The organism is Mariprofundus sp. EBB-1 (assembly GCF_003665155.1).
In the GTDB taxonomy this organism is placed as follows: Bacteria; Pseudomonadota; Zetaproteobacteria; order Mariprofundales; family Mariprofundaceae; genus Mariprofundus.
This window is the reverse complement of record NZ_RCFQ01000005.1, coordinates 24,848-40,989: the sequence shown is the minus strand read 5'-3', so window position 1 is coordinate 40,989 and position 16,142 is coordinate 24,848. Positions and strand designations below refer to the sequence as shown.

Here is a 16,142-nt window from a genome sequence, read left to right as displayed (position 1 = left end):
CGGTGATGTTAAGTCAGCTCAGGTGACAGAGATATAGCCTTCGAGTTGCTGGATAAGATCATCCTTTTCCTGCAAGTTGAGCACAACAATATCCCTGAGTGATATCAGTCCGATAAATTCATCGCCATTGAATACCAGCAGATGACGACATCGTTTCTCTTTCATGATTTGCAGTGCTTCATCACATGTCGCTTCAGGATCAATCTTCAGGTGATCGGTATGCATCACGCCTTTGATTTTAACATTGCCCGGCTCACGTCCTTTACCAACGACCTGCATCATCAATTCACGCTCGGTGAAGATGCCAACAACCTGAGCATGACTGGTAACCACAACTGAGCCAATCTGATTTTCTGTCATCAGCTGTGCCGCTTCCAGCGCTGTATGATTTTCGTCAATGGTAGTGATAGTTTTATTGATGCCTGGATTGATTTTCATGGTTTTTTTTATCCTTTTATGAATCGACGTAAACGATTAAAACGCATAATATATGAACAGATGTGCGCTGTCATTATTTATTGCGCGAAAAAAAATAAAGAGGCATCTCTGCAATGAAAAGAGTGGAATACTATATGAGGTCGTAGTTTTTCAACATTTTCCCGGATAAGATGTGTGACAGTGAAGCGGGAGGATATTTAAATGGTGGCAGATCGCGTGGATGCAGACGGAGGAGGGGGCAATGTTGCAGATGCCCCGATAACTAATAACTGGCTAGAGGGTGTTCAACAGCTGTTCAAACAGAGCAGAGTCGCTTTGATCGCAACGACGGGTATGCATGGACCAGAGGCAAGCATGGCCCCCTTTGCGCTTCACAAGGCTAACATCCTGTTGCATCTCTCTGCTCTGGCGAGACACACTGGCAACATTGAACGCGATGCGAATATAGGCCTCATGGTTTGCACGCCTGAATCAGTAACTGAATCACCGCTTGCCCTGCCACGAATCACTATGCAAGGTAAACTCACCCCGGTTGGGGATATGGATATTGCAGCAGCCAAAGCCGCCTACCTCAAATGCATACCGGATGCAGAACAGCTCTTTGCATTCGCTGATTTTCGACTGTTTAAGTTTTCTCCAGCCCGTATCCATTGGGTCGGTGGATTTGGTAGTGCAAGAAAAGTGTCATTCGCGCAGTGGGAAAGCCTGACATCACTGGTGTGATGGTTGTATTTTAGGGCGGTACTGATTTATTGGCTCCTGCCAAACAGAGCTCGCAAAAGGCAAAACGGAAACGCTGACTACATCAGCGATTCCTTAATGGAACACCTTTTTCATACGTGTGAAAATACTGGATTCCAGACCAAGGTTTTTGGGCGAGACTTCATACAGTGTACTCACACCTACACCTTTGAGTGTCATGTTTTTTGGTTTCCCAATGACAATATCTCCAGAATAGTCGCGGATTTTTGTATGAATCAATCCGTACACAATTTCGTCGATCAACACCTGATTACGCAGTGCATTGGTTTGAATACGTGAGCCTTTATCCATGGCATGGCCGATATAGTCTTTATTTCTACCGGGAATCTGTTTTACATATCCGCAGGTGATGCCAATGCGATAATTCATAGGGCCTACGAGTTTCTTCAGCTTTTTACGGTTCGCGGCAATGCTGCGTTTAATTAATAAGGATGCGAGTACAGCATCAATGGCATTTTCAAACACCACCATGACACCATCACCAAGGCGTTTAACAACATGGCCCTTGTGTTTTTTTACCGCATTTTCGCAGATGTCACAGAATAGACGATTGCGCATATAGCCTTTGCTATGGCCCATTTCACGTTTGTATTCGGTTGAGGATTCTAAATCGGTGAACATGATGCATTTATATTGATCATCATTGGTGGCGATAGCATGAGACACTTCTTCGATAATGGTATCAATCTCAAGCAACTCACTGTCCATACGATTGGCAGGCTTGGATGCTGTCATTGTAGGTACTACAACCAGATCTACGACACCATTTGTGTTTGTTTTTTTTGCACGTGTTCTAGCGGGAGAAACAGGAAGTGCTTTTAATTCTCTATTGGACGCTTTTAACTTCGCTTCAACTGCCATGATATCCTCCGGTAAATACCGATCATTAGTTTGGCGAAGGCTGATCATAGAGAGAGGGATTAATGTGACAGACCGCACAAAATGCAAGATGGGTCACTTTTTATATCTGTTAGCGCTGTTGAATCGGTTGCGAAGTGTATTCCATTTGGAAGGCACTGATTAATAAGAGGGAAATGCGCCTGAGGCAATATCGTCAATGCGGTTGCGTACTTTTTCAACGGTAGCATTGCAGATCATTCGATTATCAACCAGCACCAGTGGAGCATTAGGGCACTGCCCCCGGCAGTCACCAATGATCGATTTCATGCCGTTTGCTTCGAGCTCTTCTGAAAGCGCTCTGCCTCCAATATCGCTGCACTGAGGGCCGTGGCACACTTCTATTGTTAGTTCCTGGTCAGGAGATGTTGTTGAATGATTCATCATATGCTTCCTTGCTGAAAGATGGCTTTGATTGCGGGTAATGATTCAGGTAGATGATCAAAGCGGTGTGATCCGTTTTCAAAAAGGTGCACGTCTGAGTGCTGGCTGAAGCGTGCAATTGCTTTGTTGTAATCAAGTACATCATCCCCTCTGTCCAGCAGCAATAGTGATGGGGCAGAAGGTTCCTGCATCTCTGCGCTCATTTGATGCAGACAATCAGCATCGCTTTGATCCATGATGAAGGTTTCATCAGTATAATAGTTTTTGTACTCACCAAGCGCATGACTGGTCAAATCATTCACATCAGCAAGCGGGTTGATCAATACCGTGGGCCAGGCAAATTTTGCGCCGTAATAGGCTGCGAAAAATCCACCTAGAGAGGTGCCGATCAGGCCGACAGATTCACCTTTCAGGTCAGCAAAGAGTTTGTCCAGAAAACGTGCGGCATCGGATGATTTGTTGGGTAGATCCGGAGCAGTGAAATCATCATCACTGATATGATCACGTAACCAGTGACTTTTGCTGCTATTGCCGATGCTGGCAAAACCATGCAGATAGATCAGTTTCATGTGAATGTTCTCCTGAACAGAATGATGGGGAAGATATGCGTGAATGGCCAACTCTGCCAGTCACAGATGATTACCGGCATGCTTGTTGTGATTCATGTAAGTATTGAACCTTGATCACCATCGCCTTTATGAGCACCGTGTTGTCCGATTTTTTGCCTTCTATCGATGTCTTGCTATTGCCTGTTCTACTCAAAGGTATGACGCAGTATGGAACATTAAAGAATGTTGAATATGCAATCAAAAAACCCGGCACAAGGCCGGGCTTCTTATTGCATTACTCACTGTTTAGTGGTGATCTTTTTTATCTTTATGATCACTGTCTTTGTTGCTTTTGTCATCTTTATCGGCGTGTTTGCTTTCGCTCTTATCATCTTTTTCAGAGCCATAGCCTGATGATTTTTCGGAGTAACTCTTGGAGTCATGTCCATGATCTCCAGCGTATGAGGCTGGTACTACTGCAAAAGCAGATGCCATAAGAAATGCGAACAGCATGATGAGTTTATTCATTGTTATTCTCTCCTGAGGTTGATGTGAATCTCAACGTGTTGTGATAGTGCCGCGAAGGTATCAGCTGGATTGATCATGATGGTAGTGTAAAAAAAGCACCGGCTGGGCGCGAAAGGAGATGTACCGTTTGCGTAAACGCTTGTATGTGACGGTTTGTGTGCCCAATGCTTTATAGAAAGTTTGCAGTTTCGGTTGTTGAACTAATTAATCGGAAAAACTGTAATGCAGGGAGAATGTAAAACTGAAATCTTGAGTGGTCAGTTGTGTTAGGCCATTTTCGGTGAAAACCAATGTCCATCCTAAACTGTTATCTGTTTCAGCTTGTATGCCAAACGAGATTAGCATGGGTTTACTATCGAGTTGCTGCATAGGTGTTGAATAAGGGGATGTGCCGACCTGAACTTGCGCGATGGCAGAGAGTTGTTGGCTATATTTCCAGCCCAGTGTAGAGGATACCCGTGTATAATAAGGTTGGTAATCCCAGCCAAGAATGTACGCAGGACCAGTGATGGATGCATTGAATTGTGTGCCCGGCACATCATTGATGAAGGGGTGGATTAGCCAGCCTTCAGCATGCATGAACCAATGCTCACTGTTGAAACTGGCGACTGCACCAAGGCCTGCATCGGGTTTACCACTACCCCAGCCGCGTTGCTTCGAAGCAGTTGGCAATTTGACCGCAGCAAGTGCCGCAATGGCCCAGCCATCGCCATCAATAATCTGCTTGCGCAGTGAAATAGTTGCATTGCCCAGTTCCCATCTGTTTTTACCTTGCCAGCCAGCACTGCCACCCTGTTTGAGGTGGTATGCAAATGTATTGTTTGGTCTGGTTGAGCGATTGGCGGCAGGTATGTTCAGGAGCTTATGGAAGTCATTGATGAATGGATCCAGCACACCATTGAAAGGGCGCTGTACTGGCAATTGAATCGACACATCCATGTCGTTGCTTAAGGATTTGCGTACGGTCAGGTCTGCCACATACATTTCCATATCGACCATCAAAAAATCAATGGTGCCATGGTTAATTTGGTGAATGTTGGCCAGATGTTGATCCAACTTGATATCCCAGTTGCTGTAATCGCGTAAGGCGGAGTCTGGCATCGGATCAAGGAAGCGCATCATGGGTGCATAGAGGTTGCGAACAGGTAATGGTGCAGTAATAAAGCTTCCAGCAGCACTGATAAATGAGTGCGAAAACATTGAAATGACAATGATTCCTAATAGATGCATATATATTTTTTTAAACATATATCGCCACGAGCACAATGTAGCGAAAGGGCCATAGGATTTAAAGAAATATATTTGGATTTTATTGAATAGAATGAATGTCTTCAATCAAGGATGCCTTTATGCACTATAAATACCATGGTTATGCATAGTGGAATCAATGAACTTTCATTGCTGCATAGTATTAAAGACTTGAATAGTTGTGCGAATATATAATGATTAAGTCATGATGACACGTATCGTTATGCGAGAGACCTGATGTCTGGACATCATCACCATTCATCGGGTGAACATGTGCATCACCATCATTTGGATATGGCGCTGGCTTTAACGGCCTTGTTTGCCGTGGTGGAGTTTGCTGGTGGATGGATATCAAATTCACTGGCCTTGTTGGCCGATGCTGTACATATGAGTTCTGATGTAGTGGCTCTGGGTATTGCCGCCTTTGCAGGGCGAGTGGCTTTAAGACCAGCACATAGCGGCATGACCTATGGATATGGCCGGGCCAAGGTGCTGGCTGCTCAGGCCAATGGTGTGGCACTTTGGTTCTTGAGTGGTTGGATTATCTGGGAGGCTTTTGGACGCTTGGCAGAGCCGCCTGAAGTAGGAGGTGGAATTGTCATTGCGGTGGGTTTTGTAGGGCTCATTGTCAATGTGGTGATCCTGAGATGGTTGCATGGTGCGCATGATATTAATAGAAGGGCGGCATACTGGCATGTGCTTGGCGACATGTTGGGCTCCATAGCCGCGATTGTTGCCGGTGTTGTCATCTTTCTCACCGGCTGGATGCCTATAGATCCGATACTTTCATTTCTGGTGGCTGCTATTCTTGCCTGGGGAGGGTGGAACCTCTTGTGTGAGACAACATCTGAATTGATGGAAGCAACACCGGTAGATATCGATGTGTCGAAACTGGAAACGGTAATACATGAGGCAGATGGCGTATTGGCTAGCCATCATCTGCATATTTGGACACTGCCTGGCGGCGGGTGGGCAATGTCTGCACATATTGTAGTTGAAGATTTACAATGCTGGGATCAGACACTTGTCGATCTACAGACTATATTACACGAAGCGGGGGTGAAACACGCCACCCTGCAGCCAGAATCAGGTGCTACATATTGCAATCAGCACTGTTGTGAACCGTGTGAGCATGAAAAGGTGGTATGATCTTTCCCGTGAAGAGAAAAATAGTTGAATACCTGATGTGGTTCAGTTCATCGCTCTTATTGGCTGTTGGCATTGTTTTGCCGATGTTCTCATTTCAAAAGTTTTATATATTTAATGATACCTTTTCATTGCTCGGTGGTGTTCTTTATCTATTAGATCAGGGTGAGATCGCGCTGTTCTTAATTTTATCTGTTTTCAGTATCGTGTTACCAATGTATAAAATGGTGCTGGCTTTTTTACTGGTGAGTAACCGGCTTAAGGATACAGAACAAAACATGAGAACGGTAAAACGCTTGGCAGTTATCGGGAAATGGTCGATGACCGATGTGTTTGTGATTGCTGTACTGGCGGCTACAGTCAAGTTGAACATGATAGCTAGCATAGAAGTGCATGTCGGTTTGTATGTCTTTGCTGCGGGGGTGATGATTAGCATGTTATTGGTACATACCCTGCTTTCAGATTATGAATTAAAACCTATTGCTTAACAGTTGAGCCATCTTTTTATTGCCCTACATGCACATCTGTTTTGACCTACCGCGCCTACCCGACAGGGTAATCGCATTAATATGTTTAAAAGCATTTACAGCAGAGTGATGCAGAGAAATTGGTATAATGATCAAACAACATCGCGTAACCGGAGAGCAATAGATGAGGATTGCATTGTTTTTTGTCTTTACTTTGCGTAACTGTTGCTCTGCGGTAAAATATACTGAGTAATGACTGTAAAACAGAGGTTATTTAATGCGATTGCCTGCCAGAGCAACCCCATTGCTCTATTTTTTTAGACCTATCGTGCTAACCAGAGCAACCCCATTGCTCGATCTGTTTTGAACTATCGCACCTACCAGAGCAACCCCATTGCTCTGGTAGGTTTGCTTAGGTAGCGTGCCGATTCCATAAATTGGCTGGATTTGACTCTGTTCATACGATCCAGCCTATTCTTTAATACTGGGGTTTATAATGCTCGAATCGATGCGTAAACATGCGAAGTCTTGGGTCGCAAAAATCATCCTTGGCGGTATCGCACTATCGTTTGTTTTGTGGGGTGTTGGTGATTATTTCACAGGCGGCAATTCAGAGCCGGTAGCCACCATCAATGATACTCCAGTGAGTAATGCTGAGTTTTATCAGGCTTATAACCGCCAGATTAACTATTACCGCTCTATGCTGGGTAAACAGTATTCCAAGGATTTGATCAAATCACTGAATGTGAAAGACAATACCTTACAAACGATCATCAACCGTAGAGTTATGCTCAATACCGCCACAGAGCTAGGGCTTACGGCACCGAATGCGGTGGTCTTGGCAACAGTTACAAATAACCCCTCATTCCAGTCTGCTGGTGAATTTGATCCGAAACGTTATCAGGCACTGACCCGCAATATGGGCTTTGGTTCAGAGCAGGATTATGAGAATGATGTGCGATTGAATGTGGTGGTTGATGCACTGCAGCAAGCGATTGTTGGCTCTGTGCATGTTAGTGATGCTGAAATTCGCGAACGTTTTGATCGTGAATATGAACAACGCGTATTGGTGGCTATTGTTGTTGATCCGGTTTCAGTAATGGATCAGGTGACAATCTCTGAAGCCGATGCCAAAGCCTGGTACGAATCACATAAAGGTGATTATCAATCACCACTACGGATTAAAGTGAATACTGTAGAGATTGATCCAAATGCTCTGGCTGTAGATATGAGCGTTGATGAGTCAGAAATTCAGGCTGCATATGATGCGAAAAAAGGTGATTTTGTTGAAGCTGAACAGCGTAAAGCGCGTCATATATTGATTAAACTTAAATCGGATTCTTCAGAAACCGAACGTCTTGCAGCCCGTGTGAAGATTGAAGCTGTACAGGCACGTATCAAGGCTGGTGAAGATTTTTCCAAGATCGCTAAAGAAGTCTCTGAAGATTCTACTGCCGAAAAGGGCGGGGATCTGGGCTGGTTCAAACCGGGAGCTATGGTAAGTGGATTTGATCAGGCGGTGTTTGCGATGGAAAAGGGCAGTGTCAGCGGTATTGTTGAGACGCAGTTCGGCTATCATTTGATTCAGTTGGATGATATTCGCCCAGCCACGACCAAGAGCTATGCTGAAATGAAAGATACTTTACGTGTTGGATTGCTTCAGTCCGCTGCCAATAATGAAGCGTACAATCTATCACAGAATTTGGATGATGCCCTGGGTATGGAAGACTCATTGAAAGCAGCTGCCGATGTGCTGAATTTGAAAATGAACTCAAGCAATGCTGTTAGTCTGCAAGAAGCTGAACTGGATCCGATGTTCACCGATGTGGAGATTCGTTCGAAAGCATTTGCTACATTGCCAGGTCAGCCTATTGAGATTGTGGAAGCCAGTAATGGCAGTTTTGTTGCTCTGGAAGTGGTTGAACGCATTGAACCGGATACCTTGCCTTATGAAGACGTGGCGGCAAAGGTGAAAGCCAACGCTAAAGTGGACGCTGCCAATAAAAAGGCGCGCGATATTGCCGATACAATTCGCACGTCGTCGGGTAAATCGCTGGATCAATTGGCACAGGAATATGGTCAGGCCAAATACATTTCTAAACCACTACGCAGCAATGGTGAAGGTGACAGTGCGTCATGGTTGAGTCGTAGTTTGTTGAATCGTGCTTTCAGTACTGCTTCAGGCAGCTGGGTGTCTCAGTCTATTAAGGTAGCTCAAGGCTATGCAGCGGTAAGGGTAGAGAAAACCATCGCTCCTGCTACTGATGCATTCAATGGAAAAAAAGAAGAGATTCGTAAAGAGGTAGAGAAAGCCAAGGGCAATGTGCGTTTCGCACGTTTTATGGCTTCTGTGCGTGATCGTTCTGAAATTGTGATCAATCAGAGAGAGCTGGAACGCTTTTAAGCGCTAACCCTACGAACAAAGAAGAATCATGAAACCCTGTCGCTTGCGGCAGGGTTTTTTCGTTGCGGTAGATAATGTTGAATGGTAGATAATAGTTCAGCTTCTGCATGACCTTGTTGCGGTAATAACCATAAGGGGCGCTCTTTAGGCCACAGACTTTGCAGTTTAACAGCATCCTTGGCTGTGATAGCGATATGTTCGCCAAGTTTTAATATGTCGCTGACATCACTGGCACTGAATGCATAATGATCCGGATAGGCTTTGGTGCCGATGAGTGAGAGTCCGCTGCTTGTTAAATCATTGAAAAACCGCTCAGGCCTGGCGATAGCCGTTACAGCATAGACATGCTTTGGCGTTGGTATACCTGTTTTCATGAGATCAATGATATCGAGTGGGGCAGTAAGCCATTGCCATTCATGCCAATCGCCCAGTTTCTCGCATAACTGTTTGTTGGAGGTGCTGCCGGTGCGGATAATAATGTCGGCACGGGCAAGTGCTTGCACAGGTTCGCGTAATGGGCCAGCTGGAATACCATGTCCATTGCCGATGCCTTCAACTGGAATGAGCACGATATCGCAGCAACGCTGCATATGTCTGTATTGAAAGCCGTCATCGAGAATAAGGATATCACCCAGTTCGGCGGCCATCTGACTAGCAGCGATTCTATCAGCTGCTGAAATCACCGGGCAGTTGGAGAGATCAGCTAGCATTTTTGCTTCATCTCCAACGTATGCCGCTTGATCATCACGACTGACACGTTTGCCGGATCTGTTTTGACCACCATCACCACGGCAGAGAATAACCGGTCTATAACCCTGAGCTTTCAGTTGTTCTGCCAACCACAGTACAAACGGTGTTTTGGCACTGCCTCCGGCGGTGATATTACCAACGGAGATCATCGGTAGGGCAGGTGTAGTTATATTGGCAGCGCGCCTGTTCAGATGGATTTGACTGATGCCCGAGTACAAAGCTTCGACAACGCGCAGCCATAAAGGAGGTGGGGAAGGACGCCACCACATCTGTTCAAACCAGTGGTGTAATTTAAACATCGGTCCGTTCTGTGTCTGTAGCTTGCTTTGTTGCGGGTAGATACGCTTTGATCGCATCCAACATGCGATCGAGCACATGTGAACGGTCTTCAATAAAAAGGGCAGCATTGGCATGCAGGCTTTTAAGCTCTTGCGGATGCATGAGCAGACGACTCACGGCTTGTTCGAGTTCATGATCATCACGGCAAACAATAGCCGCTTCTGCTGTTTGCATATCGGCCATAATTTCGCGGAAATTTTGTATATGCGGTCCGCTGACAATGCCGCGCCCACATATGGCTGCTTCGAGGGGATTGTGTCCACCGATATGTTCTAAACTACCGGCAATAATGACGGCATCAGCAACCGTGTAGAGATCGGTGAGTAAGCCCATAGCATCCAGCAGTACTACATCATTATTGATCGCAATCGAAGATGGGTCAGACCAGCGTGATAAAGAGATACCACGTTGACGAATTAAGGCCGCTACCTGATCAAAGCGTTCCGGATGGCGCGGTACGATCACAGTAAGCAGTTCAGGGCAAGCCGTGTGCCACTTCGGCCACATATCCAACAGGCGTGCATCTTCACCTTCATGCGTGCTGGCGATGACCAGGATAGGGCGAGAGCCGGAAGCATCGAGTTGTTGGCGCAGGGCGGTAGCGTCCACATTCGGAGGGCTGATGGCATATTTCAAATTTCCCACAACCTGTACATGGGATGCTGCAATACCCAGCGCGATCAAACGATTACGATCAGTATCACTCTGTGCCAGAAATAGATTCACGGGAGCCAGCCAGCGTTTCCACAACCATGATGTGGCCCGATAACGTGGGAATGATCGATCTGAAATGCGTGTGTTAATACCAATGACTGGAATATGTTGTTGGCGACAGGCTGCTAACATACCAGGCCAGAATTCGGTCTCAGCCAGTAAAAGCAGTGCCGGTTTTAATCTACTGATCATGCGTGACATCGCGGTAGGTAAATCCCACGGTAAAAAGGCCACAGATATAAGGTTGGCTGCAAGTTCTGTTTGCAGTAGTCGTTCAGCATGGCTGAAGCCGGTTGCTGTGACCACGGTCAGATGTACCTTGTGACCTTGTTTTATCAGAGCCTTGATCAAGGGAAAGACGGAGCTCACTTCACCAACGGAGCAGGCATGCAACCAGATACAACCGGGTTGCGGCGCTGGTAGATCAAGGGTGAATTGTTGTCGCCATTTCATGGAAGGATCACGCATAGGCGTATTGGAACAGGAAGAAGTGCATTGTACCAGTTTCTCGCCACACGATAACATTCAATTGTGGCCTGTTTATTGCTAATGTTGTGAAGATACTGCACATAAGGATGCCTCTATGATCATAACCGTACTTTCTATCGCTGCAATTCTATACCTAGCACTGCAACTGGAAGATAAAATTAGCCTGCCTTCACCTGTTGGTCTGATTGCCTTGTCTATTGGGTTTCATGCCTTGTTCGGTGATCTGTTTTTACTTACCGGGGATGCAGAACATTTTGCAGCCTTGGTGATTTTGTTACTGCCAATTCTCCTGATTGCAGACTCGCTTGAGTTGAAGTTGGATGATCTCAAAGAGCATGGCCTGAGTCTATTTTATCTGGCCGTGGTGGCGGTAGCACTTTCTGTAGTGACAGCTTTGTTGGTTGGGGACACATTGTTTGCCGAGTACAACTTGTCATTCGCAGCTATTATCGTTCTGTTTGCCATGGTGCTGGCGACAGATCCGGTATCGGTAGTCAGTATATTCTCCAATTTCGCGTTGCCGCACAGATTGAAAATTCTTTGTGAAGGTGAAAGTCTGTTTAATGATGCGACGGCATTAATTGTGTTTGTATTTATTGGTCTGTATGCACTTGATGGTGGCGAAATTACATTCGGGTATGTGGCAGAAACCAGTGTCCTCGTGGTAGTTGGTTCTGCCTTGTTTGGTGTGTTTATTGGTTATTTGGGATTGATCGGTATGAAAACAACGACCAACCGTATTGCGGAGTTGTTGGTGTTGATACTGACCGGTTATGGCGCATTTGAGTTATCGGAACATTTTTATGCGCTATTGAATTTATTCGGAGCTCATTCGCATATGCATCTCTCTGGTATTTTAGCTTGTATTTTTGCAACGGTAACAGTGCATCACGTTATGACTAAGGAGATTGCTGCTGATAATGTGCAGCTTGAAATTGAAGAAAATGCTTTGCAACGTGAATCGATGGCTGAAAAGTCTTCACGTAATTTGATTCAGCATGCTGTTTATAAGATCAAAGCAACTGTGGAAGAGCGGGATCGTCATATGCGTACCAAGGAAGATATTCAGTTGCTGGCGATTGTGGCCAATACCATGCTGTTTGTAGCGATGGCCGAAATCGTCGATATGGATCTGTTATGGCATTATAAAACAGAAATTTTAGTGATGTTCTTAGCCACTACAGTGATCCGTGCGGCCATGATGGCCAAGTTTGCTATCATCACCAATCAAACGGATAAAATGACCAATGTGAATTTCCGCTGGTGGGGAGTATTAACTTTTGCTGGCATTAAGGGCGGTTTATCGGTGGTGATGTTGATGATGATTCCATCCAGCTTTGAACATCTGGAGATGTTTAAAGCCATTGTGGTTGGTGTGATCATGCTTTCTACGTTTATTTATTCATTTATTCTGTTGGCGATTATCGGAAAGAACAAAGAGATATTTGCACAGGAGCTGGAAGAAGAGGGTGGTCATCACTGATTACACGTTTTTAAGTTCCCTTCAGTCAAAACGATAAAAGGCCCCGCGATCGCGGGGCCTTTTTTTAAACGGTGTCTGATGCCTAAGGGAGGGGAGGAGGGTGGCACCAGACAGGTCGAACATTAGGGTTGAGCTATGAGTGATGTGTTAATTGCAAATTAAAATTATTTTATATTGCTCCTGATTCCTTCATTAGCGCATATATTGTCTCCGCTATAAGCTGATAGCCTTTACTGTTGGGGTGAACACGATCTGATTTCAGAGCGTGATCGGCAACGATATGTGATATGATTTTATCTTCGATAGGAATATGCATCTGTTCAGCAATATTCAGATAAAAGTCAGCTGGCGATAACAATATACCGAACTCTGGTACGGCCATGATGATCACGGCTATGCCGCGTTGTTGTGCAATATTCACCATAGCCCGCACATTTAACTCAGCCTGTCTGAGTGATTTCCTCCTCAGAATATCATTGGCACCGTGGCAGATGATCATCAACTCTGGCTGTGTCTCATCAAGCAGTTTGGGCAATCGTGCCAGCCCAGCATCACTCTCTTCACCGGGGATGCCTGCATTGATCACGGTATGGCCTGTTAAGGTCGATAATATTGAAGGGTATGACTGCTCAGCTTCAACACCAGTGCCGTACGTCAGACTATCACCAAAGGCGAGAATCACCGCATCAGGAAATAATTTTGGCAGTTGTGCAGCCTGCGAACAGGATAACAAACAGCATGCCGCCAGCAGATAAGATAGATGCGCTGCAATAGGTTTGAATATACGTTTTAGATTCATGTTAACAGTTCTGGCAGACCAAGAATGGAAGCCAGCAGATGATCCTGTTTGTACCAGTACAGTTTGCAAGCCTGCATCATGGGCACCGCCAATATCTGATTCAATATCATCACCGACATCAAACAGAACTGCTTTGATACGGTCTTTTCTCAGTTCACGCATAGTGCAAGGATATCACTAAATGGCTATTGCTGCTGACTCAGGTGAGCCTTGCATAATAGATGGGGTGACTCTCTCAAATGGGTCAGTGTCAGATGCTCATGCTGAGCTTACGATGTAAACAGAAACATCATTGCGACTAGAAAAGTGGTGGAGATTCAAAGGTCTGACTGGGGTTTCGTAACGTTGTCGTGCTACCCCACCCAGCTAGCCATCATGAGTGGAGATTAAAAATGGGAGGGCAATTGCCCCTCCCATTTTTTTAGTCTATCTGTTACATCTATTGTCCGTTGTCAAAGCGATCAAGGTTCATCGTTTTGACCCAGACAGCAACAAAGTCATGCACAAACTTCTCTTTCGAGCTATCAAATGCATAAACCTCTGCAACAGCACGCAACTCAGAATTTGAGCCGAAAATAAGATCTACAGGCGTAGCAGTCCATTTAAGTTTACCTGTCTTGCGATCATGCCCTTCATACACACCTTCAGACTTGGTTGATTTTTTCCATGTTGTAGACATATCAAGCAAGTTAACAAAGAAGTCATTATTCAGCGTTCCCGGCTTGTTTGTGAATACACCATGTTTTGATTTTCCGGAATTGGCGTTGAGTGCTCGCATGCCACCGACCAAAACCGTCATCTCAGGAACACTTAGATTCAACAGGCTTGCTTTGTCCACAAGCATTTCCGCGGGTGATCTATCATTATCACTAGCGAAGTAATTGCGGAATCCATCTGCTTTTGGCTCCAGCACTGAAAAAGATTTCACATCAGTCTGTTGCTGTGATGCATCTGCACGGCCTGGCCTAAATGGAACATTTATACCGTGTCCTGCATCTTTCGCTGCTTTCTCTATAGCAGCAGATCCAGCAAGAACAATCAGGTCGGCAAGTGAAACTTTGGTTCCGTCTTGCTTCGACTTATTGAACTCCTTTTGAAGCTTCTCCAGGACCTGAATCACTCTCTTCAGTTCAGCCGGATCATTCGCCTGCCAACTGTTTTGAGGTTCAAGACGAATGCGTGCGCCATTTGCACCACCACGCATGTCACTGCCACGGAATGTTGACGCGGATGCCCAGGCTGTTCCGACAAGCTCAGGCACAGTCAAACCCGATTGCAGTATCTTTTCTTTAAGATCCTGAATGTCTCCTGCATTAATCAGCTTATAATCAACTGCCGGAATGGGATCTTGCCAAACAAGCGTTATATGTGGCACATCAGCCCCGATATAACGTGCCTGCGGCCCCATATCTCGGTGTGTTAGCTTAAACCAGGCTTGGGCGAAGGCGTTTTCGAAATCTTCCGGATCCTTCTGGAAGCGCTTCGCTATTTTTTCAAAGCTTGGATCAAACTTGAGAGCCAAATCTGTGGTGAACATAATCGGAGCATGAGTTTTACCCTTTATATGTGCATCTGGAACCAGATTCGAAGCAGACTCATCGGTTGGTATCCACTGGATGGCTCCAGCAGGACTCTTGGTTTTCTGCCAATCGAAATTGAACAAATTATCCAGATACATGGTAGTCCACTCAGCTGGAGAAGATGTCCATGCTCCTTCAAAGCCACTGGTCACTGTATCTTCAGCATTGCCCTTACCACATCTGTTTTTCCAGCCAAAGCCTTGTTCTTCAATAGCGGCACCAGCAGGCTCAACACCAACACATTTGGGTACATCACGAGCACCATGTGCTTTACCAAACGTATGGCCACCAGCAATTAAGGCTACAATTTCTTCATCATTCATCGCCATGCGGCCAAATGATTCACGAATATCGTTTGCCGCAAGCAGCGGATCAGGGTTACCGTTTGGTCCTTCTGGGTTGACGTAAATCAGACCCATCTGAACAGCAGCGAGAGGTTTCATCAACTTGCCGTCTTTGTCGTGACGTTTATTATCAAGAAACTTGGTCTCAGGGCCCCAATAAACCAAATCAGGTTCCCAGTCATCCTCACGACCACCAGCAAAACCAAGCGTTTTAAAGCCCATGTTTTCCATGGCGACATTGCCGGCTAGAATCATCAAGTCAGCCCATGAAATACTCTGTCCATATTGCTGTTTGACAGGCCAAAGTAATCGACGTGCTTTATCAAGATTTCCATTATCAGGCCAGCTATTGAGGGGCTCAAAGCGTTGTTGGCCACCGGCCGCACCGCCACGTCCATCAAGTGTGCGGTATGTGCCTGCGCTGTGCCAAGCCATGCGAATGAAAAATGGACCATAATTACCGTAGTCTGATGGCCACCACTCTTGTGAAGTGGTCAACACAGTATCTATATCTTTCTTTACAGCTTTAAGATCGAGGTTTTTAAATGCTTCCGCATAATTAAATGTTTCGCCATAAGGGTTTGACTTTATGTCATGGGCGCGAAGAGGGTTGAGATTGAGCTGCTCAGGCCACCAGAATTGATTTGGCTTTGCTTCGCCTTTACCTAAATCTGGGGATGCTAAAACAGCAGTTGATAGCGACAGGCCCATCAAACCCGCGACTATTGTAGCCATTAGTATGTTGCTTTTTTTCATGGTTGATCCTCCTTCTGGACTTCATTATTTAGCTCGCTGTATTTATGAATAATGCGGACTAGATAT

At 45.5% G+C, this 16,142-nt stretch carries 15 protein-coding genes; 5 read left to right on the top strand and 10 right to left on the bottom strand.

The window, feature by feature from the left end; genetic code table 11:
• Positions 1-18: 18 nt before the first annotated feature.
• Entirely contained in the window at positions 19-438 is a 420-nt protein-coding gene (locus tag D8Y20_RS03375) for a CBS domain-containing protein (RefSeq protein ID WP_121541635.1), read from the bottom strand.
• Positions 439-639: 201 nt separating this feature from the next.
• On the opposite strand from D8Y20_RS03375, the gene D8Y20_RS03370 reads away from it, so the two are divergent.
• Positions 640-1,161 (top strand): CREG family protein, encoded by a 522-nt coding sequence (locus D8Y20_RS03370; RefSeq protein ID WP_236075222.1) that lies wholly within the window; start codon positions 640-642, stop codon positions 1,159-1,161.
• A 93-nt stretch (positions 1,162-1,254) separates the two neighbouring features.
• Here D8Y20_RS03370 and D8Y20_RS03365 read toward each other — a convergent pair whose 3' ends face one another.
• From D8Y20_RS03365 to D8Y20_RS03345, 5 genes are all read right to left on the bottom strand, one after another.
• Positions 1,255-2,061: an adenylate/guanylate cyclase domain-containing protein gene (locus D8Y20_RS03365; RefSeq protein WP_121541634.1), complete on the bottom strand. Its 807-nt coding sequence runs from the start codon at positions 2,059-2,061 to the stop codon at positions 1,255-1,257.
• Between the two features lie 159 nt (positions 2,062-2,220).
• Positions 2,221-2,481 carry a (2Fe-2S) ferredoxin domain-containing protein gene (locus tag D8Y20_RS03360; RefSeq protein ID WP_121541633.1) on the bottom strand — a complete coding sequence of 87 codons (261 nt, stop codon included), beginning with the start codon at positions 2,479-2,481 and terminating at the stop codon, positions 2,221-2,223.
• Positions 2,481-3,050, bottom strand: a complete 570-nt coding sequence (locus tag D8Y20_RS03355; RefSeq protein ID WP_121541632.1) for a YqiA/YcfP family alpha/beta fold hydrolase — start codon at positions 3,048-3,050, stop codon at positions 2,481-2,483. The genes D8Y20_RS03360 and D8Y20_RS03355 overlap by 1 nt, the downstream gene beginning before the upstream one ends.
• Before the next feature lie 285 nt (positions 3,051-3,335).
• On the bottom strand, positions 3,336-3,557 hold the full coding sequence (locus D8Y20_RS03350; RefSeq protein WP_121541631.1) for a hypothetical protein: 222 nt from the start codon (positions 3,555-3,557) through the stop codon (positions 3,336-3,338).
• Positions 3,558-3,761: 204 nt separating this feature from the next.
• Positions 3,762-4,787: a DUF3187 family protein gene (locus D8Y20_RS03345; RefSeq protein ID WP_255418404.1), complete on the bottom strand. Its 1,026-nt coding sequence runs from the start codon at positions 4,785-4,787 to the stop codon at positions 3,762-3,764.
• Positions 4,788-5,042: 255 nt separating this feature from the next.
• Between D8Y20_RS03345 and D8Y20_RS03340 the strand changes: the two genes are divergently transcribed.
• The 3 genes from D8Y20_RS03340 (at position 5,043) to D8Y20_RS03330 (ending at position 8,822) form a co-directional block, all read left to right on the top strand.
• Complete coding sequence (locus D8Y20_RS03340; protein WP_121541629.1) at positions 5,043-5,954, top strand: cation diffusion facilitator family transporter; 912 nt, start codon at positions 5,043-5,045, stop codon at positions 5,952-5,954.
• 8 nt (positions 5,955-5,962) lie between these two features.
• Positions 5,963-6,439, top strand: a complete 477-nt coding sequence (locus tag D8Y20_RS03335) for a paraquat-inducible protein A (protein ID WP_161957569.1) — start codon at positions 5,963-5,965, stop codon at positions 6,437-6,439.
• A gap of 475 nt (positions 6,440-6,914) precedes the next feature.
• On the top strand, positions 6,915-8,822 hold the full coding sequence (locus tag D8Y20_RS03330) for a SurA N-terminal domain-containing protein (RefSeq protein ID WP_121541627.1): 1,908 nt from the start codon (positions 6,915-6,917) through the stop codon (positions 8,820-8,822).
• A gap of 26 nt (positions 8,823-8,848) precedes the next feature.
• Here D8Y20_RS03330 and lpxK read toward each other — a convergent pair whose 3' ends face one another.
• On the bottom strand, positions 8,849-9,871 hold the full coding sequence (gene lpxK, locus D8Y20_RS03325) for a tetraacyldisaccharide 4'-kinase (RefSeq protein WP_121541626.1): 1,023 nt from the start codon (positions 9,869-9,871) through the stop codon (positions 8,849-8,851).
• Entirely contained in the window at positions 9,864-11,093 is a 1,230-nt protein-coding gene (locus D8Y20_RS03320; protein ID WP_236075220.1) for a 3-deoxy-D-manno-octulosonic acid transferase, read from the bottom strand. The genes lpxK and D8Y20_RS03320 overlap by 8 nt, the downstream gene beginning before the upstream one ends.
• Before the next feature lie 115 nt (positions 11,094-11,208).
• Here D8Y20_RS03320 and D8Y20_RS03315 point away from each other — a divergent pair, with 115 nt between their 5' ends.
• The gene (locus D8Y20_RS03315) at positions 11,209-12,597 is read left to right on the top strand and encodes a cation:proton antiporter (RefSeq protein WP_121541625.1); all 1,389 of its coding nucleotides are present in this window, start codon (positions 11,209-11,211) and stop codon (positions 12,595-12,597) included.
• 169 nt (positions 12,598-12,766) lie between these two features.
• On the opposite strand, the gene D8Y20_RS03310 is transcribed toward D8Y20_RS03315, so the two are convergent.
• Complete coding sequence (locus tag D8Y20_RS03310; protein WP_121541624.1) at positions 12,767-13,558, bottom strand: GDSL-type esterase/lipase family protein; 792 nt, start codon at positions 13,556-13,558, stop codon at positions 12,767-12,769.
• Between the two features lie 277 nt (positions 13,559-13,835).
• Entirely contained in the window at positions 13,836-16,076 is a 2,241-nt protein-coding gene (gene katG / locus D8Y20_RS03305) for a catalase/peroxidase HPI (RefSeq protein WP_121541623.1), read from the bottom strand.
• Positions 16,077-16,142: the final 66 nt, after the last annotated feature.